A 17,515-nucleotide genomic window follows, 5' to 3' on the forward strand; every position below is an offset into this window, starting at 1 on the left:
TGGAGGAGAGGTGTGCGGGTCGAGGAGTGCGCAGCCGCGCCTCGAGACCCGGGCCCTGAGCCATCCGCCCGGTGACGGACGCCACGCGCAGGTATGTTAGTCTCGGTTGGCTGGTTCGCAACTGCGAATCGGTATGCGCAAGTGGCGGAATAGGCAGACGCGCACGGTTCAGGTCCGTGTGCCCGTGAGGGCGTGGGGGTTCAACTCCCCCCTTGCGCACCAGCAGTGGAAGGCCCGATCGAAGTCAGGAATGACTCGGCGGGCCTTCTTCGCGTCCAGGGGCCCGACACCGGACGGCTAGGCTGCGGGGCATGCACCGGGTCGTCCGCTCGTTCGTCCTGCCGGGGCTCGGGGCGATCGCGGTGCTCGCTGCAGCTGGCCGGGCCGTCCGGCTCGTCGGCGGCGACGACCCCCGCGAGGACCGGGCGGTGCGCGCGCTCCAGGCCGCGACCGGCCACGGTCCGGACGACGGCGCGCCGGTCGACCCGCCCGAGCACCGTGAGCTGCTCGATCGGGTCACCGGTCCGCTCTCGTGGTACTCGGGGGTGCCGCAGACGATCGCGAACGGGGCGTTCTGGTGCGGCGTGACGTGGTGGCTCACGCGCGACTGGCGCTCCGCCACCGCCCCCGCTGCGGCGCTCGCGCTCGAGACCGCCTGCTTCGTCGGATCCGCGGCGCTCGTGGGACGGCCGCGACCGCGGGGCGTGTGGCGACCGGAGCCGCCGCACGCGACGTCGTCGTTCCCGTCCGGGCACACGGCGGCGGCCGTCGCGCTCCACACCACGCTCGCCGACCTGCTCGACCGGCACGGAGTCCGCGGCGCCCGGCTGCTCGGACCGTTGCTGCGCTACGGGATCCCCGGTGCCATCGCGTTCTCGCGGATCCACCGCGGGCAGCACCACATCTCGGACACGGTCGCGGGCGTCGCGCTCGGGCGGTGGAGCGCCGGCGTGGTCCGGCGGGAGCTGGCCTCGCGAGCGTGACCAGTTCGCGTTCGTTGCCGTCAGTCGAGCGGCGAGCGCCACCTCAGGCCGGGAAACCTCGCGAAATCGCGGTCGAGGCTGATCCAGGTCGCGCCGGCCTCGATCGCGGTCGCCGCGTGCGCCGCGTCGGCCACGAGGTTGCCGCGCGCCGCACCGCCACGGCAGAGTTCGACGAAGATCGGCCAGTGCTGCGCGCCGGGGGCGACCCGGTGCACGCCCGTTGCGCCACGGAGCGTCTCGGCCTCGTCGAGCGCGACGTCGAGCGGAGTCGGCTCGAGGAAGACCCGCGGGTGGGTGATGACCCGGATGAATCCCGCCAGCACCGCGTCGGTCAGCCCGACCGCCTCGCGTGCGCGCACCGCCGACTCGAGCCACGCACGCAGCCGGTCGTGATCGGGTGCGTCGGCGCGGTACGCGCCGACGAGCACGTTGACATCGGGCATCAGCACGAGCTCAGTGCTCCATCCGTTCCAGGAGCGCGGCCGAGTCGGCGAGGTCGACGCCCGCGCGCAGGCCGGTTCCGCGGTACGGGGTCACGGTGAACTCGGGTGCGATGCCGGGGCCGTCGAGTCGAGCGAGGTGCTCGCGCAGCGCGTCCTCCAGGAACGACGTGAACGTCTGACCCTCGGCCCGCGCCCGTTCCCGCACCGCGCGGGCGAACTCGTCGGGAAGGATGATCGTCGTCCGCATATGCCTGAGCATATTTCAGGATATGTGCGTGCGCAATGCGAGACATCCGATACGCCATGGCGGCACCCACGGTATATGTGCTAATGTCCTAACATGGACCCGGAGATGAACTTCTACACCCGGAAGTGGGTGCGCCCCGAGGACCTCAATGCCAACGGGACCCTCTTCGGCGGCAGCCTGCTCCGCTGGATCGACGAGGAGGCGGTCGTCTACTCGGTGCTGCAGCTCGGCAACGGGCGCGTGGTGACGAAGTACATGTCCGAGATCAACTTCCTGAGCTCTGCGCGCCAGGGCGACCTCATCGAGATCGGCCTCGTCGCCACCGAGTTCGGCCGCACGTCGATCACGCTCCGCGCCGAGGCGCGGAACATGATCACGCGGCGCAGCATCCTCACGATCGACCGCATCGTCTTCGTGAACCTGGGGGAGGACGGGGCGCCCGCGGCCCACGGCCACACCGAGATCACGTACCTCCGCGACCGCATGGTCGCACCATCCGGCGACGCGATCGATCCCGCCCACTAAGCGATATTGTCATTTTGTTAGGACATAGCTACCATGAACACCACGACCATCCGCACCATCCGATCGAGAGAGTTCTACACCGGCGTATGAACACCACGACTTCGAACTTCGACGTGATCACCATGGGTCGCGTGGGCGTCGACATCTACCCGCTCCAGGACGGCGTGGGCCTCGAGGACGTCGAGACCTTCGGCAAGTACCTGGGCGGCAGTGCGACCAACGTGGCCATCGCGGCCGCGCAGCACGGGCACCCCACGGCGGTCATCACCCGCACGGGCGACGACCCGTTCGGCCGCTTCGTCCGCCGCGAACTCACGCGGCTCGGCGTCTCCGACCGCTTCGTCGGCGTCGAGCACGACCTGCTCACGCCGGTGACGTTCTGCGAGATCTTCCCGCCCGACGACTTCCCGCTGTACTTCTACCGCAAGCCGAAGGCGCCCGACCTCGCGATCACCGCGAAGTCGCTCGACCTCGACGCGATCCACAATGCCGGCGTCTTCTGGGCCACGGTGACCGGCCTCTCCGAGGAGCCGAGCCGGTCGGCGCACCACGTCGCCTGGACCGCCCGGCAGCGTCGGCGCCACACGGTGCTCGACCTCGACTACCGGCCGATGTTCTGGCACTCGCCGGCCGACGCAACACGCGAGGTGCAGCGGGCGCTGCCGAATGTGACGGTCGCCGTCGGCAACCGCGAGGAGTGCGAGATCGCCGTCGGCGAGACCGACCCGCACCGCGCGGCCGACGCGCTGCTCGAGCGCGGCGTCGAGATCGCGGTCGTCAAGCAGGGCCCGCGCGGCGTGCTCGCCAAGACGCGCGACGAGACCGTCGAGGTCGCGCCGTTCCCGGTCGAGGTCGTCAACGGCCTGGGCGCCGGCGACGGCTTCGGCGGGGCGCTGTGCCACGGCCTGCTCCAGGGATGGGACCTCGAGCGCACCATCCGCTTCGCCAACGTCGCAGGGGCGATCGTCGCCTCGCGACGCGAGTGCTCGACCGCCATGCCCTCCTCCGCCGAGGTCGAGGCCGCACTCGAGGGGGCGACCCATGCCGCGCGCTGACCGATTCCTCGCCCCCGAGCGGTACGAGGAGCTCCGCGACATCCGGGCCCACGAGCCCCATCGCATCGCCGAGGCGCTCGCCCGACGCGACCGCCGCCAGCTGCTCTCCGATGCGGGCCGCCTGTTCATCGTCGCAGCCGACCACCCCGCGCGGGGTGCGCTCGGCGTCGGCGGCGAGCCGATGGCGATGGCCGACCGGTACGACCTGCTCGACCGGCTCGCGCTCGCGCTCTCCCGGCCCGGAGTCGACGGCGTGCTCGGCACGCCCGACATCATCGACGACCTCGCGCTGCTCGGCGCGCTCGACGGCAAGGTCGTCGTCGGTTCGATGAACCGCGGCGGCCTCCGCGGCGCGGCGTTCGAGTACGACGACCGCTTCACGGGCTACGACATCCCGTCGATCGTGCGCGACGGCCTCGACTTCGCCAAGACGCTGCTGCGCATCAACCTCGGCGACCCGGCCACGGCCGACACGCTCGAGGCCAACGCGCGCGCCGTCTCGGCCGCCGCCGCGGCCCGGGTCCCGATCATGCTCGAGCCCTTCATGAGCGAATGGCGCGACGGCGCGGCGACGAACATCCTCGACGCCGACTCGGTGATCAACTCGGTCGCCATCGCGTCCGGCCTCGGCGACAGCTCCGCGTACACGTGGATGAAGCTGCCCGTGGTCGACGAGATGGAGCGCGTCATGGCCGCCACGACGCTGCCGACGCTGCTGCTCGGAGGCGACCGCGCCACCGACCCCGACGCGACGTACGCAGCCTGGGAGCGCGCGCTGGCGCTGCCCGGCGTGCGCGGCCTCGTCGTCGGCCGCACCCTGATCTACCCGCCCGACGGGGACGTCACGACGGCGGTCGACACGGCCGCCGCCCTCGTGCACGCCCCCGCCAACGCCTGACGGCGCCAGACCTCACGACCTCACCAGACCACACGACCTCACCGACAGAGAAAGTCGAGAACACCATGAGCCACGCCACCGAGAACCTCCCGGTCGCCGACCCCTTCGTCGCCGAGGAGGGCCTGCCCGTCATCGGCCACTGGATCGACGGCGCCCTCCACGCCTCGCGCAGCGGCCGCACGGCGCCGGTCTACGACCCCGCCATCGGCCGCCAGACCAAGGAGGTCGCGCTCGCCGACGAGGCCGAGATCGAGACCGCGATCGCCTCGGCCGCGCGCGCCTTCCCCGGTTGGGCGAACACCTCGATGGCCAAGCGCCAGGCGATCGTGTTCCGTTTCCGCGAGATCCTCAACGAGCGCAAGCACGAGCTCGCCGAGATCATCACGAGCGAGCACGGCAAGGTCGTGTCGGATGCCGCGGGCGAGGTGCAGCGCGGCCTCGAAGTCGTCGAGCTCGCCACGGGCTTCCCGCACATCCTCAAGGGCGACTACTCCGAGAACGTCTCCACCGGCATCGACGTCTACTCGACCAAGCAGCCGCTTGGCGTGGTCGGCATCATCAGCCCCTTCAACTTCCCGGCCATGGTGCCGATGTGGTTCTTCCCGATCGCGATCGCGGCCGGCAACACGGTCGTGCTGAAGCCGAGCGAGAAGGACCCGTCGGCCGCGATCTGGATGGCCGAGGTCTGGAAGGAGGCGGGGCTGCCCGACGGCGTGTTCAACGTCCTGCAGGGCGACAAGCTCGCCGTCGACGGCCTGCTCACGAGCCCCGAGGTGCAGTCGATCTCATTCGTCGGCTCGACGCCCATCGCCCAGTACATCTACGAGACCGCCGCGAAGCACGGCAAGCGGGTCCAGGCCCTCGGCGGCGCGAAGAACCACATGCTCGTCCTGCCCGACGCCGACCTCGACCTCGTCGCCGACCAGGCCATCAACGCCGGCTTCGGCTCGGCGGGCGAGCGCTGCATGGCGATCAGCGTCGTGCTCGCCGTCGAGCCCGTCGCGGACGAGCTCATCGAGAAGATCACCGAGCGCATCGGCCGGCTCCGGGTCGGCGACGGCCGTCGCGAGCCCGACATGGGCCCGCTCGTGACCGAGCAGCACCGCGACAAGGTCGCCTCGTACATCGACATCGCCGCCGCCGACGGCGCGACCGTCGTCGTCGACGGCCGCGGCATCGAGGTGGACGGCGCCGCCGACGGCTTCTGGCTCGGCCCGACCCTGCTCGACAACGTGCCGACCACGAGCCGCGCCTACACCGAGGAGATCTTCGGCCCGGTGCTCTCGGTCGTGCGCGTCGAGAGCTTCCAGGAGGGCGTCGACCTCATCAACTCCGGCCAGTTCGGCAACGGCACGGCGATCTTCACCAACGACGGCGGGGCCGCGCGGCGCTTCCAGAACGAGATCCAGGTCGGCATGATCGGCGTCAACGTGCCGATCCCGGTGCCGGTCGCGTACTTCTCCTTCGGCGGCTGGAAGGACTCGCTGTTCGGCGACTCGAAGGCCTACGGCATCCAGGGCTTCGACTTCTTCACGCGCCAGAAGGCGATCACCTCGCGCTGGCTCGACCCCGCTACCCATGGCGGCATCAACCTCGGGTTCCCGAAGAACGACTGACGCGAGACGATCGACACACCGCGCACGCACCGCGTGCGCCTCACGAAGGAGTGATCCCGGCGATGCCCGAGCAGAGCCCCTGGTTCCGCCCCCGCGGTGCCCTCACGCGCGACGGCTGGGAGAGCGTGGTCGACGCCACGCTCCCCGGCTGGGCGCACACCGGCCTGCGGGTGGCCGACTTCGGCGACGGGGGCTCGACCGAGCTGCCCGCCGCCGAGGTCGAGCGGATCGTCGTGCCGCTCGCGGGCTCGTGCGAGATCGCATGGACGGGCGATGACGGCTCGGGCACGATCGAGCTCGAGGGTCGCACCTCGGTCTTCGAGGGCCCGACGGATGTCGCGTACCTCCCGGTCGGCACCGCGGCCGTGCTCACGGGGCGGGGCCGCATCGCCGTGGCCGAGGCGCCCGCGACCACGCGGCACCCGCTTCGCGTGATCGCCAAGGACCAGGTCGCGGTCGAGCTGCGCGGCGCCGGGCGGTCGAGCCGCCAGGTGCACAACTTCGGCACGCCCGGCAACCTCGACGCCGAGAAGCTCATCGTGTGCGAGGTGATCACGCCGGCCGAGAACTGGTCGTCGTACCCCGCGCACAAGCACGACGAGCACGTGGCCGGCCACGAGTCGCGCCTCGAGGAGATCTACTACTTCGAGTCCGAGGTCGCGCGCGACCTCGACGCCCCGGCCCAGGCCGACCCGTTCGGCATGTTCGCGACCTACACGTCGCCCGCCGGCGAGATCGAGCTCAACGCCATCGTGAAGACCGGGGATGTCGCGCTCGTGCCGTTCGGCTACCACGGCCCCGCCGTCGCGGCGCCGGGCTACGACCTCTACTACCTCAACGTGATGGCGGGCCCCGACGCCGAGCGCGAGTGGCGCATCAGCGACGACCCCGCCCACGCGTGGGTGCGATCGAGCTGGGACGCCCAGCAGATCGACCCGCGCCTGCCCTACACCGCCGACCAGGAAGGACGATGACGACCGTGGAGACCAAGCGGATGACGGTGGCGCAGGCCCTCGTCGAGTTCCTCGCCCGCCAGTGGACGGTGGACGGCGACATCCGGGAGCGCACCATCCCCGGGATCTTCGGCATCTTCGGCCACGGCAACGTGGCCGGCATCGGCCAGGCGCTGCGCCAGGCGAACGAGCTCGAGCCCGACCTCATGCCGTACTACCAGGCCCGCAACGAGCAGGCCATGGTGCACCAGTCGGTCGGGTACGCGCGCATGCACCGCCGTCGCGGCACCTACGCCTCGGCGGCCTCCGTCGGACCCGGCGCCGCCAACATGCTGACCGGCGCCGCGCTCGCCACGAGCAACCGGATGCCCGCGCTGCTGCTGCCGAGCGACACGTTCGCGACGCGCGTGGCCGACCCGGTGCTGCAGCAGCTCGAGCTGCCGCACGACATCGGCATCCAGGTGACCGACGCGTTCCGGCCCCTCTCGCGGTTCTTCGACCGCGTGCAGCGGCCCGAGCAGCTCTACTCGATCGCCCTCGCGGCGATGCGCGTGCTCACCGACCCCGCCGAGACCGGCGCGGTCACGATCGCGCTGCCCGAGGACGTGCAGGCCGAGGTCGTCGACGTGCCGATCGAGTTCCTGCAGGAGCGCGAGTGGCACCTCCGCCGCCCCGTGCCCGAGCGCGCGCCGCTCGAGCGCGCGGTCGCCGCCATCCGTTCGGCGAAGCGGCCGGTCATCGTCGCCGGCGGCGGCGTGATCTACTCGGGCGCGGAAGACGTGCTGCGCCGCCTCGTCGAGGCGACCGGCATCCCCGTCGGCACCTCGCAGGCCGGCGGCGGCGCGCTGCCGTGGGATCACGCGCAGTACCTCGGCGGCATCGGCGCGACCGGCACGACCGCGGCGAACCGCCTCGCGGCCGAGGCCGACGTCGTCATCGGCATCGGCACGCGCTACAGCGACTTCACCACCGCGAGCCGCACCGTGTTCCAAGACCCCGACGTGCGGTTCGTCAACGTCAACGTCGCCGCGTTCGACGCGTACAAGCACGGCTCGCAGCTCCCGGTGATCGCCGATGCGCGCGAGGCGCTCGAGGCGCTGCTCGTCGAGCTCGACGGCTTCCGCGTCGATGCGGCGTACGCCGAGCGCATCGAACGGGAGAACCGCGAGTGGGATGCCGCGGTCGACGCGGCGTTCGCGCCATCCGGCCTCGACCGCCCCGGCCAGCCCGAGATCATCGGCGCCGTGCAGGCGGCGAGCGACCCCACCGACGTCATCGTGCAGGCCGCCGGCTCACTGCCGGGCGACCTGCACAAGCTCTGGCGCGTGCGCGACCCGCTCGGCTACCACGTCGAGTACGCCTTCTCGTGCATGGGCTACGAGATCGCCGGCGGCCTCGGCGTGCGCCGCGGAGCACCCGACCGCGACGTCATCGTGATGGTGGGCGACGGCTCGTACCTCATGCTGCACACCGAGCTCGTGACCGCCGTGGCCGAGGGCCTGAAGATCATCGTGGTCATCATCCAGAACCACGGATACGCGTCGATCGGGCACCTCTCCGAGACGGTGGGTTCCGACCGGTTCGGCACCTGGTACCGCACCTACGACGAGGGCACCCGCAACTTCCAGGGCGAGCAGGTCCTGCCGATCGACCTCGCCGCGAACGCCCGCTCGTACGGCGTCGACGTCATCGAGGTCGAGCCCAGGCCCGGCGCCATCCGCGACCTGCAGGCCGCACTCGCGACGGCGAAGGCGTCGGACCGGTCGACGGTGATCCACCTCGAGTCGGACCCGCTCGTGTACGCGCCCGACGGCGAGGGCTGGTGGGACGTTCCCGTGGCCCCGGAGGCCGAGATCGAAGTGACGAGGACCGCCTACCAGGCGTACCTCGTCGACAAGGCGAAGCAGCGTCCGCTGCTCGGATGAGGAAGAGAGACGACGTGGCTGACAGCATCCGCATCGGCACCGCACCCGACTCGTGGGGCGTGTGGTTCCCCGACGACCCGAACCAGGTGCCGTGGCAGCGGTTCCTCGACGAGGTCGTCGAGGCCGGATACACGTGGATCGAGCTCGGGCCGTACGGCTACCTGCCGACCGACCCGGAACAGCTCGCAGACGAGCTCGGCTCGCGCGGACTCAAGCTCTCCGCCGGCACGGTGTTCACGGGCTTCCACAAGGGCGACGACCAATGGCAGCGCGCGTGGGACCAGGCGCTCGCGGTGGCCGGGCTCGCCTCGAAGCTCGGCGCCGAGCACCTCGTCGTGATCCCCGACCTGTGGCGCAGCGACGCGACGAGCGAGGTGCTCGAGTCGCGCACGCTCGACGACGAGCAGTGGAAGCGACTGGCCGCCGGCCACGACCGCCTCGGCAAGGCACTGCTCGAGGAGTTCGGCATGAAGCAGCAGTTCCACTCGCACGCCGACAGCCACGTCGGCACGTACCGCGAGGTCGAGCGGTTCCTGCACGAGACGGATGCCGCGTACACCAACCTGTGCCTCGACACCGGCCACTTCTCGTACTACGGCGGCGACAACCTCGCGCTGATCGACGCCTACCCGGAGCGCATCGGCTACCTGCACCTCAAGCAGGTCGACACCACGCTGCTCTTCGACGTGCTGAAGAACGACGTGCCGTTCGCCGAGGCCGTGACGATGGACATCATGTGCGAGCCGGGCACCCCCGGCGGAGTGCCCGAGTTCGGCCCGATCATCGAGCGGGTCGCCCGGATCGACCCGAACATCTTCGGCATCGTCGAGCAGGACATGTACGGCTGCTCGGTCGACCGCCCGTTCCCGATCGCCAAGCGCACGATCGATCACATCTTCGAGACGACGGAGGCCGCCCGTGTCGACTGACCTCGCCGCACCCGTCGTCGCACCCCCGACCAGCGAAGGAGCTCCCACCATGACCAGCACCGATCTCCGCATCGGCGTCGTCGGCGCCGGCCTCATGGGCGCCGACCACGTCGCCCGCATCACGCACCGCATCAGCGGCGCCACGGTCTCGGCGATCGTCGAGCCCGACGCCGGGCGAGCGGATGCCGCGACCGCCGCCGCACCCGGATCGCGCGCGTTCTCGCGCATCGAGGACGCCCTCGACGCCGACGCGCTCGACGCGGTGCTCATCGCGACACCGGGCCAGTTCCACGAGCCCGTGCTCATGCCCGCACTGGCCGCGGGACTGCCGATCCTCTGCGAGAAGCCGCTCACACCCGACTCCGAGTCGTCGTGGCGCGTGCTCGAGGCCGAGCAGAAGCTCGACCGCCCGCACATCCAGGTCGGCTTCATGCGCCGCTTCGACGCCGAGTACCAGCAGCTCAAGCAGCTCATCGACTCCGGCGACGCCGGCCAGCTCGTCATGCTCCGCTGCGTGCACCGCAACGGCCAGGTGCCCGACACGTACACGCAGCCGATGCTCATCAACGATTCGGTCGTCCACGAGTTCGACGTCGTGCCGTGGCTCGCGGGCAGCGACATCCGCTCGGTCGAGGTGAAGTACCCTCGCCGCAACGCGCTCTCGCCCGACCACCTGCGCGAGCCGATCCTCGTGCTCATGGAGCTCGAGAACGGCGTCCTCGTCGACGTCGAGATGAACGTCTCGATCCAGTTCGGCTACCAGGTCGCCACCGAGGCGGTCTTCGAGTCGTCGCTCGCGCGCATCGGGCAGCCGTCGGGGCTGCAGGCCTGGAAGGACGGCCGCTTCTCGATCGCCGAGCACCAGAGCTTCAAGACCCGCTTCGCCTCAGCGTACGACGCGCAGATCCAGCGGTGGGTCGACGCGGTCGCGCGCGGCACCATCGACGGCCCGAACGCCTGGGACGGCTATCGCGTGGCCGTCGCCTGCGAGGCCGGCGTCAAGGCCCTCGACGGCGGCGTCATCCCGGTCGAGCTGCCCGAGCGCCCGGCCTTCTACGCCTGAGCTGCCCGCCCGAGACCGGAGGAGACCCGCAGATGGTGACGATCGCCCTCGACCCAACGCCCTTCCACCACGACCACGCGCTGCTCGACTTCCCCGACGTCGTCGCGCGACTCGGCTACGACGCGATGCAGCTCACGCCGCACGTCGACTTCACGCCGTTCTTCCGATACCCCAAGGCGGATGACGCGCTGGTCGCCGCACTGAAGAAGCGCGCCGCCGATGCGGGCGTGCGGATCCCGGCGATCCTGCCGGTGCACCGCATCTCGTGGCCCGACGAGCCCCAGCGCGAGGCGGCCGTGCGGAACTTCCAGCGGGTCATCGAGCTCGCGGTGCAGCTCGAGATCCCGGTGATCAACACCGAGTTCAGCGGGCGGCCCGAGCGGTCGGAGGACTCGGAGGACGCGTTCTACCGGTCGATGGAGGTGCTGCTGCCGCGCATCGAGCGGGAGGGCCTGCGGCTGAACATCGACCCGCACCCCGACGACTTCGTCGAGGACGGGCTCGAGGCCTGGCGCGTCATCCGCGGCCTGAACTCGCCGTCGGTCGGGTTCGTCTACGTCGCCTCGCACACGTTCCACTACGGCGACCGGGCCACGACGCTGATCCCCGAGCTCGGCGACCGCCTCGGCGCGGTGTACACGGCCGACACGTTCGACCACCACCGCTCGCACGGGCTCAGGTACATCTCGAACCCGCCCGGCAATGCCGCGCGGGTGCACCAGCACCTGCGCATCGGCGACGGCGACGTGGACTGGGCCGAGTTGTTCGGCACGCTCGCATCGACCGGATACCTCGACCGCGACGACGCCCTCATCGTGTCGAACGTGTTCGCCGAGGACGAGACCGCCGACGAGGTCTCGCGGTTCCAGCTCTCGCGCCTGCGCGAGCTCATCCAGCGCGCGGGCGCATGAGGGTCGGCCTCGTCGGGTACGGCTTCGGCGGACGGTACTTCCACGCCCCACTCATCGCTGCGCTCGACGGGGTCGAGTTCGCGGGCGTCGTCACTCGATCACCGGATCGCCGGTTGGAACTGACCGGCGATCTCGGCGTCTCCGCGCCGCCCGCGTTCGACTCCGTCACCGAGCTCGTCGCCGCAGGCGTCGACCTCGTGACGGTCTCGATCCCGCCCGAGTCGCGCGGCCCGGTCGTGCGAGAACTGCTCGACGCCGGCGTCGCCGTCGTGAGCGACAAGCCGTTCGCCATGACGCTCGACGAGGGGCGGTCGCTCGCCGACCACGCAGCGTCGCGCGGCGTCCCGCTCACCGTGTTCCACAACCGGCGCTGGGATTCCGAGGCGCTCACGATCGCCCGCGCCGTCGCCGACGGGCTCGTCGGCGAGGTCCGCTCGTGCGAGTCGAACCTCGACCGCTGGGAGCCGTGGGTCGCCGAGACTTCGACGGGCGGAGGCTACCTGCTCGACCTCGGCAGCCATCTCGTCGACCAGGTCCGCGAGGTGTTCGGCCCGGTCGCTCGCGTGCTCGCGGTGGTCGACCGCACGCCTGGGTTCCCGCTGGAGACCGGCTTCCTGCTCGTCCTGGAGCACGAGTCCGGCCTCCGCTCCCGCGTGACCGCGAACAGCATCCAGGCGGGCGACTACCCGCGATTCCGGCTCACGGGCTCCGAGGGCTCACTCGTGATCGAGGGCCTCGACATCCAGACCGAGCAGGTGCTCGATGGGATCTCGCCGGCCGACTCCGCTTGGGGCGTCGAGCCGCCCGCCCGTGCCGGCGTGCTGCACCGCCCCGACGGCACGCGATCGTCGGTGCCGCGCGAGCGCGGCGACTGGAGCTCGTTCTACCGCGGCACCGTCGACGCGCTCCGCACGGGTTCGCCACTGCCGGTGCCGATCGAGGGCGCGCTCGCGACGCTCGCGATCCTCGAGGCTGCGGTCGAGAGCAACCGCGTCGGCGGCTGGGTGGTGCCCGCCGCCTGAGCGCCGGCGGCGCCCCGTGCCGCCCCGTGCCGCCCCGTGCTCCACCTCAACGGCCTCCGCACCGGCCGACGTGGCGCAGAGCGTGCCGAACTGGCGCAGTGGGCCGGTGGCACGCGGTGGCACGCCCGGCGCGAGCAGCCGCCGTGGCGCACAGCGTGCCGAACTGGCGCGGCGGTGGGGCGGGCCCGTCCCGGGGACACACGAAGGGGGCCGGATGCGACATCCGGCCCCCTTCGTCGTACCCCTCGATCAGTCGGTGGCGTACTTGACCTTGAAATGCTCCTCGAGGTCCTCGAGGGTGTGGCCCCGGGTCTCCGGCACGCTCGTCACCGTGAACAGCAGCGCGAGCAGCCCCACCGCGGCGAACAGGTAGAACGTGCCGAAGCCGAGCGCCTCGACGAGCGACGGGAAGACGAGCGAGATGGTCGCGTTCGTCGCCCACAGCACGAGCACCGTGATGCCGATCATGAGGCCGCGCATCTTGAGCGGGAAGATCTCGGCGATCATGAGCCAGGCGAGCGGGCCGATGGTGCCCTGCATGATCGCGATGAAGGCGATGATGAAGAGGAGCAGCAACCACGGGCGCACCGGGTTGTCGGGCGGCAGCACCGTGCCGACGGTGCCGACCGCGAGGTGGGCCGTCGTGGTGCCGATGAACCCGAAGATCATGAGCGTGCGCCGGTTGAACTTGTTGATGATGGCGAGCGCGACGAGCATGGCCCCGACGGAGGCGACGCCGTTGAGCACGTTGAAGCTCAGCGCGGCGTTGCGGCTGAAGCCGGCCTCCTCGAGCACCTGGGTGCCGTAGTACATCATCGAGTTGATGCCGGTGAGCTGCTGGTAGGCGGCGATGCCGATGCCGATGAAGAGCAGGCGGCGGATCCAGCGCTGCGAGCGGATGTCGGCCCAGGTGCCGGACTGCTCCTCCTTCTCGACGGCGTAGAGCTCGCGCACCTCGTCCATCTCGGCGACGGCGCGCTCCTCGGACCGGACGGTGCGGAGCACGGTGAGCGCCTCGTCGTCGCGACCCTTCGCGACGAGCCAGCGTGGGCTCTCCGGCATCCGGAGCATGCCGAAGAAGAGCACGAACGCCGGGAGCACCGCGACCGCGAGCATGTAGCGCCACACGTTCTCATTGCCGCCCCAGATGTTGCCGATGATCGCGTTGATGAGGAACGCGAGGAACTGGCCCGAGACGATCATGAGCTCGTTGCGCGAGACGAGCGAGCCGCGCTTCTCGAACGGCGCGACCTCGGCGAGGTACACGGGCACGGTCACGGACGCGCCGCCGACCGCGAGGCCGAGGATGAAGCGGAAGATCAGCAGCACCTCGTACGTCGGCGCGATCACGCAGCCGCCCGCGCCGATGAAGAACAGCACCGCGAGGATGATGATGTTGGTGCGCCGGCCGATCGCGTCGGAGATGCGGCCGCCGAAGAAGGCGCCGATTCCCGCGCCGATGAGGAGCACGAACGTGATCATGCCCTCTTCGATGGGCGTGAGGCCGAAGTAGTCGACCATGAACGAGAGGGCGCCGTTGAGCACGCCGGTGTCGTACCCGAAGAGCAGGCCGCCGAAGGTGGCGATGACCGCGATGAGGCCGATGCGGCGGTTGTAGGGTCCGTTGCCGAGCGGTGGCAGGGAGACCGCCACCGCGTTCGTGATGAGGGGCGGATGCGACATGAGCGCTCCTTCGCGGGTGTCGACCGCCGGAGCATCCGACGGCATCGTCTATTTGTCAGGACAATATAGCAAAGATCGCATGCCGCGACAAGCGCCGTCGAGCCGCGCGCGAAAACGGCCGGGGTCGCCCCCGGCCGTTCCCTCGCGACGAATGTCGAACGCAGCTCAGAACGTTCCCGCCCGGAACCGCTCCACGCCGACAGCACCCTCGACGACCGCCGCCGTCAGCTCCTCGACGCTCGTGTCCTCGCGCCGCACGTCGAGGATCTTGCGACCGTGGTTCATCACGATGTGCCGATCGCAGACCTGGTAGGCGTGGTGGAGGTTGTGCGTGACGAGCACCGAGCTGACGCCCTCGCCCTTGAGCTGGCGGAGGTAGGAGAGCAGCGCCTCGGTCGCGCGGACCGCGAGGGCCGAGGTCGGCTCGTCGAGGATCAGCAGGCTTCGCTTGAAGTGCACGGCCCGGGCGATCGCGACGGCCTGCGCCTGTCCGCCCGAGAGCGAGCCGACCAGCTGCTTGGCGCTCTTGATGCCCTCGATCGTGACGACGGTGTCGAGGATGTCGGTCGTGATCCGGTCCATCTCCTTCATCTTCATGAGGCCGAGCGGGTTGGTGATCTCACGGCCCATGAAGATGTTCCGCGTGATCGACATCTGGGGCACGAGGGCCGAGTCCTGGAAGATCGTCTCGACGCCGAGCTCCTCGGTCTTCTGGCGGTTGATGTTGTCGTACCGCTCGCCCTCCCAGAAGTAGGCGCCGCCGGTCATCGGCACGACGCCGCTCATGATCTTGACGAGCGTCGACTTGCCGGCGCCGTTGTCGCCGAGCAGGCCCACGACCTCGTTCTTGCCGATCGTGAACGAGACGTCGTCGAGCACGGTGTTCGCGCCGTACCGCTTGGTGACGCCCTCGACGCGGAGGAGTTCCTCGGTGGTGGCGGTCGTCTCGGTCATGACGCCTTTCCTTCCATGAGCTTGTTGAAGATGGCGGCGACCACGATGATCAGGCCGACGAAGAGCTGGATGTAGAAGCCCGGCGCCTTGGCGAGGATCAGCCCGTTCTCGATGATGCGGATGAGCGCGGCGCCGATGATCATGCCGAGGATCGTGCCGCGGCCGCCGAGGAGCGAGGTGCCGCCGACGACCGCGGCGGCGATCGCCATGAGCGTGTAGTCGACGGTCGAGCCGGGCTGCATCGAGGTCGTGCGGACGGCGATGAGGATGCCCGCGAAGCCGACGAGTGCGCCGAAGATGCCGAACGCGAGGAGCTTCACCTTGTTCGGGTTGATCGAGATCGCCTTCGCCGCCGAGGCGTTGCCGCCGACCGCGAAGATGTGGTTGCCGAGCTTGTGGCGGTGCAGGAACAGCCAGCCGACGACGCCGATCACCAGGAGCCACAGGAGCTGGGCGCGGAAGACGCCGAAGTCCCCGACGAACAGGTTGGTCAGCACGTCGTCCTTGGCACCGCTCAGGATGGCCGGCGAGGTTCCGTTCACGAAGAAGCTCGCGCCGACCCAGAAGAAGCCCATGCCGAGCGTCGCGATGAACGACGGGATCTTGGTGACGACCACGATCAGGCCGTTGATCAGCGCGATGCCGACGCCGCTGGCGAGACCCGCTGCGACACCCCATCCCCAGCCGACGGCCTCGGAGACGCGGATGAAGACGATGGCGCTGAAACCGAGGTTGGCGCCGAGGCTCAGGTCGAACTCGCCGGCGATCATGAGGATGCCGGCGGCGATGCCGAGCAGTGCGAGCACCGGGATGCTCTGCGAGATCACGCCCGACAGGTTGTTGGGCGAGAGGAACGGGAACGAGGAGGGGGCGACGAGCCCCGCGATGATGAACCCGATCAGCACCACCAGGAAGATGATGCCGATCTCGAGGGAGCCCCGACCGCGGGTGTAGCGGATGGTGTCGCGGAGCTTCTCGCCGAACGTGGTGGGCACCGAGTCGGCGAGGGTCTTCGATCTGGTGGCGACGGAGGTGGTGTTCAGCGGCGCCGTCAGCACGTGCTGTTCGTGCTGCTCCGTCGGCGCGTTCTTCGTCTGGGACATGGTCACGCTTTCTGTGGGTCGCTGCTGCGACGATCAGTGGAGTGAGGGGGGCCGAGGGGCGACCGGGCGGATCGCCCCTCGGCCGGAGGGTGCTAGAAGCGCACGCCCTGGAGGTCGTCCTCTTCGAGGAACGCGACGTTGCTCTCGTCGATCAGACCGGTACCGCCCGAATTGATGTTCGCGGGAGCGAGGCCGAAGTCGAGCCAGAGCACGCCCTGCATGACCGACTGGAAGCCCTGCACGTAGCCCTGCTGGTCGGCAGTCGCGATGATGTCGCCGTTCTTGATGCCGTCGATCACCTGGGGAGAGGTGTCGAAGCCGACGACGGGAACGCTGACGCCGGCGGCGGCCATGGCCGCGACGACGTTGCGGTGCGGCGTGCCGCCGAGCGGCGTGATGGCCTTCACGTCGGGGTTCGCCGTGAGCCAGGCGGTCATCGAGTTGAGCGCCTCCTCGTCAGCACCCGAGGTGCGCAGGAACTCGCCGGTCGCACCGACCTCGTCGAGCGTCTCCTGGACGCCGCCACCGCGCTGGATCGCGTAGTTCTGCTCGGGCTCCTCGGCGGGGAAGAGCACCTTGTCGCCGGCCTGGAGGTCGACCTCCTCGAGCAGCCGGGCGCCGACCAGCGTGCCGACCTCGAAGAAGTCCTGGCCGACGAACGCCGAGACGCAGTCGGCGGCGCTCTCCGGTGCCGGAACGTTGAAGGCGATGACCTCGATGCCGGCATCGGCGGCGTCGCAGGCGACCTCCACCCACTTCTCGCCTTCGTTGAAGGGCATGAAGATGATCGACGGTTCGGTCGCGATGGCGGTCGAGACGAGGTCGACCATCTTGTCGGGGTCGCCCTCGGCCGTCTGGTGCGTGAGCTCGAGACCGCCGAGTTCGGCGGCGTCCTCGGCGCCGTTGAGGATCTGCGCCCAGAAGACGTCACTGGCGGGGTTGTAGTACGTGAAGAAGTAGGCATCGCGGGCGTCGGACCGGGAGCCGAAGCCCGACTCGAGGCCGCCGGACTCCGACGAGCTCGTCTCGGCGCCGGCGGTGCAGCCGGTCAGCGCCAGGGCGGCAGCGCCCGCGAGAGCGGCGACGGCCGCGACCGGGCGGATTCGGGTTGCAATCACTTCGTTGTGTCCCTCCGTGGGGCCGGCCTCTCCGATGAGAACCGGGCTGTGTGACGCTCACCGTACACATGCTCTGAGCAAAGGTCA

17 protein-coding genes and 1 tRNA gene are annotated in these 17,515 nt (G+C 70.2%); 12 read left to right on the top strand and 6 right to left on the bottom strand.

Features of this window, described 5'->3' with window-relative positions; translation table 11 throughout:
• Positions 1–135: 135 nt before the first annotated feature.
• Together AC3RKB_RS05745 and AC3RKB_RS05750 are read left to right on the top strand one after the other, a co-directional pair.
• Positions 136–222, top strand: a tRNA-Leu gene (locus AC3RKB_RS05745).
• A gap of 89 nt (positions 223–311) precedes the next feature.
• Positions 312–983, top strand: coding sequence for a phosphatase PAP2 family protein (locus tag AC3RKB_RS05750; RefSeq protein ID WP_491435050.1), 672 nt, complete (start codon positions 312–314; stop codon positions 981–983).
• 20 nt (positions 984–1,003) lie between these two features.
• Here AC3RKB_RS05750 and AC3RKB_RS05755 read toward each other — a convergent pair whose 3' ends face one another.
• Together AC3RKB_RS05755 and AC3RKB_RS05760 are read right to left on the bottom strand one after the other, a co-directional pair.
• Complete coding sequence (locus AC3RKB_RS05755) at positions 1,004–1,426, bottom strand: TA system VapC family ribonuclease toxin (RefSeq protein WP_491435051.1); 423 nt, start codon at positions 1,424–1,426, stop codon at positions 1,004–1,006.
• Positions 1,427–1,436: 10 nt separating this feature from the next.
• Entirely contained in the window at positions 1,437–1,673 is a 237-nt protein-coding gene (locus AC3RKB_RS05760) for a ribbon-helix-helix protein, CopG family (RefSeq protein WP_491435052.1), read from the bottom strand.
• Positions 1,674–1,766: 93 nt separating this feature from the next.
• Between AC3RKB_RS05760 and AC3RKB_RS05765 the strand changes: the two genes are divergently transcribed.
• From AC3RKB_RS05765 to AC3RKB_RS05810, 10 genes are all read left to right on the top strand, one after another.
• The gene (locus tag AC3RKB_RS05765; RefSeq protein ID WP_491435053.1) at positions 1,767–2,198 is read left to right on the top strand and encodes an acyl-CoA thioesterase; all 432 of its coding nucleotides are present in this window, start codon (positions 1,767–1,769) and stop codon (positions 2,196–2,198) included.
• Between the two features lie 86 nt (positions 2,199–2,284).
• A complete protein-coding gene (gene iolC, locus AC3RKB_RS05770) occupies positions 2,285–3,253 on the top strand; it encodes a 5-dehydro-2-deoxygluconokinase (RefSeq protein ID WP_491435055.1) in 969 nt (322 codons plus the stop codon).
• Entirely contained in the window at positions 3,240–4,151 is a 912-nt protein-coding gene (locus AC3RKB_RS05775; RefSeq protein WP_491435056.1) for a Cgl0159 family (beta/alpha)8-fold protein, read from the top strand. Before iolC ends, AC3RKB_RS05775 begins: the two co-directional genes overlap by 14 nt.
• A 65-nt stretch (positions 4,152–4,216) precedes the next feature.
• Entirely contained in the window at positions 4,217–5,767 is a 1,551-nt protein-coding gene (locus AC3RKB_RS05780) for a CoA-acylating methylmalonate-semialdehyde dehydrogenase (protein WP_491435057.1), read from the top strand.
• A 62-nt stretch (positions 5,768–5,829) separates the two neighbouring features.
• The gene (iolB, locus tag AC3RKB_RS05785) at positions 5,830–6,741 is read left to right on the top strand and encodes a 5-deoxy-glucuronate isomerase (RefSeq protein ID WP_491435058.1); all 912 of its coding nucleotides are present in this window, start codon (positions 5,830–5,832) and stop codon (positions 6,739–6,741) included.
• Complete coding sequence (gene iolD, locus AC3RKB_RS05790; protein WP_491435059.1) at positions 6,738–8,645, top strand: 3D-(3,5/4)-trihydroxycyclohexane-1,2-dione acylhydrolase (decyclizing); 1,908 nt, start codon at positions 6,738–6,740, stop codon at positions 8,643–8,645. Before iolB ends, iolD begins: the two co-directional genes overlap by 4 nt.
• A complete protein-coding gene (locus AC3RKB_RS05795; protein ID WP_491435060.1) occupies positions 8,642–9,574 on the top strand; it encodes a sugar phosphate isomerase/epimerase family protein in 933 nt (310 codons plus the stop codon). Before iolD ends, AC3RKB_RS05795 begins: the two co-directional genes overlap by 4 nt.
• A gap of 49 nt (positions 9,575–9,623) precedes the next feature.
• Positions 9,624–10,637 carry a Gfo/Idh/MocA family protein gene (locus AC3RKB_RS05800; protein ID WP_491435061.1) on the top strand — a complete coding sequence of 338 codons (1,014 nt, stop codon included), beginning with the start codon at positions 9,624–9,626 and terminating at the stop codon, positions 10,635–10,637.
• Positions 10,638–10,669: 32 nt separating this feature from the next.
• Positions 10,670–11,548, top strand: coding sequence for a sugar phosphate isomerase/epimerase family protein (locus tag AC3RKB_RS05805; RefSeq protein ID WP_491435063.1), 879 nt, complete (start codon positions 10,670–10,672; stop codon positions 11,546–11,548).
• Entirely contained in the window at positions 11,545–12,570 is a 1,026-nt protein-coding gene (locus AC3RKB_RS05810; RefSeq protein ID WP_491435064.1) for a Gfo/Idh/MocA family protein, read from the top strand. Before AC3RKB_RS05805 ends, AC3RKB_RS05810 begins: the two co-directional genes overlap by 4 nt.
• Before the next feature lie 249 nt (positions 12,571–12,819).
• Here the strand turns inward: AC3RKB_RS05810 and AC3RKB_RS05815 are convergent, their stop codons facing one another.
• The 4 genes from AC3RKB_RS05815 to AC3RKB_RS05830 form a co-directional block, all read right to left on the bottom strand.
• Positions 12,820–14,253, bottom strand: a complete 1,434-nt coding sequence (locus tag AC3RKB_RS05815; protein WP_491435065.1) for a sugar porter family MFS transporter — start codon at positions 14,251–14,253, stop codon at positions 12,820–12,822.
• A gap of 165 nt (positions 14,254–14,418) precedes the next feature.
• Positions 14,419–15,207, bottom strand: coding sequence for an ATP-binding cassette domain-containing protein (locus AC3RKB_RS05820; protein ID WP_491435067.1), 789 nt, complete (start codon positions 15,205–15,207; stop codon positions 14,419–14,421).
• Positions 15,204–16,310 (bottom strand): ABC transporter permease, encoded by a 1,107-nt coding sequence (locus tag AC3RKB_RS05825; RefSeq protein ID WP_491435068.1) that lies wholly within the window; start codon positions 16,308–16,310, stop codon positions 15,204–15,206. Before AC3RKB_RS05825 ends, AC3RKB_RS05820 begins: the two co-directional genes overlap by 4 nt.
• A 92-nt stretch (positions 16,311–16,402) precedes the next feature.
• A complete protein-coding gene (locus AC3RKB_RS05830; protein ID WP_491435069.1) occupies positions 16,403–17,428 on the bottom strand; it encodes a substrate-binding domain-containing protein in 1,026 nt (341 codons plus the stop codon).
• Between the last annotated feature and the right edge of the window lie 87 nt (positions 17,429–17,515).

It is taken from the genome of Agromyces capsici (assembly GCF_058349965.1).

What these genes read in the sequence shown, in the direction of transcription:
- AC3RKB_RS05750 (WP_491435050.1), top strand. Translation starts at nt 312, where the DNA reads ATGCACCGGGTCGTCCGCTCGTTCGTCCTGCCGGGGCTCGGGGCGATC.
- AC3RKB_RS05755 (WP_491435051.1), bottom strand. Translation starts at nt 1,426, where the DNA reads ATGCCCGATGTCAACGTGCTCGTCGGCGCGTACCGCGCCGACGCACCC.
- AC3RKB_RS05760 (WP_491435052.1), bottom strand. Translation starts at nt 1,673, where the DNA reads ATGCGGACGACGATCATCCTTCCCGACGAGTTCGCCCGCGCGGTGCGG.
- AC3RKB_RS05765 (WP_491435053.1), top strand. Translation starts at nt 1,767, where the DNA reads ATGGACCCGGAGATGAACTTCTACACCCGGAAGTGGGTGCGCCCCGAG.
- iolC (WP_491435055.1), top strand. Translation starts at nt 2,285, where the DNA reads ATGAACACCACGACTTCGAACTTCGACGTGATCACCATGGGTCGCGTG.
- AC3RKB_RS05775 (WP_491435056.1), top strand. Translation starts at nt 3,240, where the DNA reads ATGCCGCGCGCTGACCGATTCCTCGCCCCCGAGCGGTACGAGGAGCTC.
- AC3RKB_RS05780 (WP_491435057.1), top strand. Translation starts at nt 4,217, where the DNA reads ATGAGCCACGCCACCGAGAACCTCCCGGTCGCCGACCCCTTCGTCGCC.
- iolB (WP_491435058.1), top strand. Translation starts at nt 5,830, where the DNA reads ATGCCCGAGCAGAGCCCCTGGTTCCGCCCCCGCGGTGCCCTCACGCGC.
- iolD (WP_491435059.1), top strand. Translation starts at nt 6,738, where the DNA reads ATGACGACCGTGGAGACCAAGCGGATGACGGTGGCGCAGGCCCTCGTC.
- AC3RKB_RS05795 (WP_491435060.1), top strand. Translation starts at nt 8,642, where the DNA reads ATGAGGAAGAGAGACGACGTGGCTGACAGCATCCGCATCGGCACCGCA.
- AC3RKB_RS05800 (WP_491435061.1), top strand. Translation starts at nt 9,624, where the DNA reads ATGACCAGCACCGATCTCCGCATCGGCGTCGTCGGCGCCGGCCTCATG.
- AC3RKB_RS05805 (WP_491435063.1), top strand. Translation starts at nt 10,670, where the DNA reads ATGGTGACGATCGCCCTCGACCCAACGCCCTTCCACCACGACCACGCG.
- AC3RKB_RS05810 (WP_491435064.1), top strand. Translation starts at nt 11,545, where the DNA reads ATGAGGGTCGGCCTCGTCGGGTACGGCTTCGGCGGACGGTACTTCCAC.
- AC3RKB_RS05815 (WP_491435065.1), bottom strand. Translation starts at nt 14,253, where the DNA reads ATGTCGCATCCGCCCCTCATCACGAACGCGGTGGCGGTCTCCCTGCCA.
- AC3RKB_RS05820 (WP_491435067.1), bottom strand. Translation starts at nt 15,207, where the DNA reads ATGACCGAGACGACCGCCACCACCGAGGAACTCCTCCGCGTCGAGGGC.
- AC3RKB_RS05825 (WP_491435068.1), bottom strand. Translation starts at nt 16,310, where the DNA reads ATGTCCCAGACGAAGAACGCGCCGACGGAGCAGCACGAACAGCACGTG.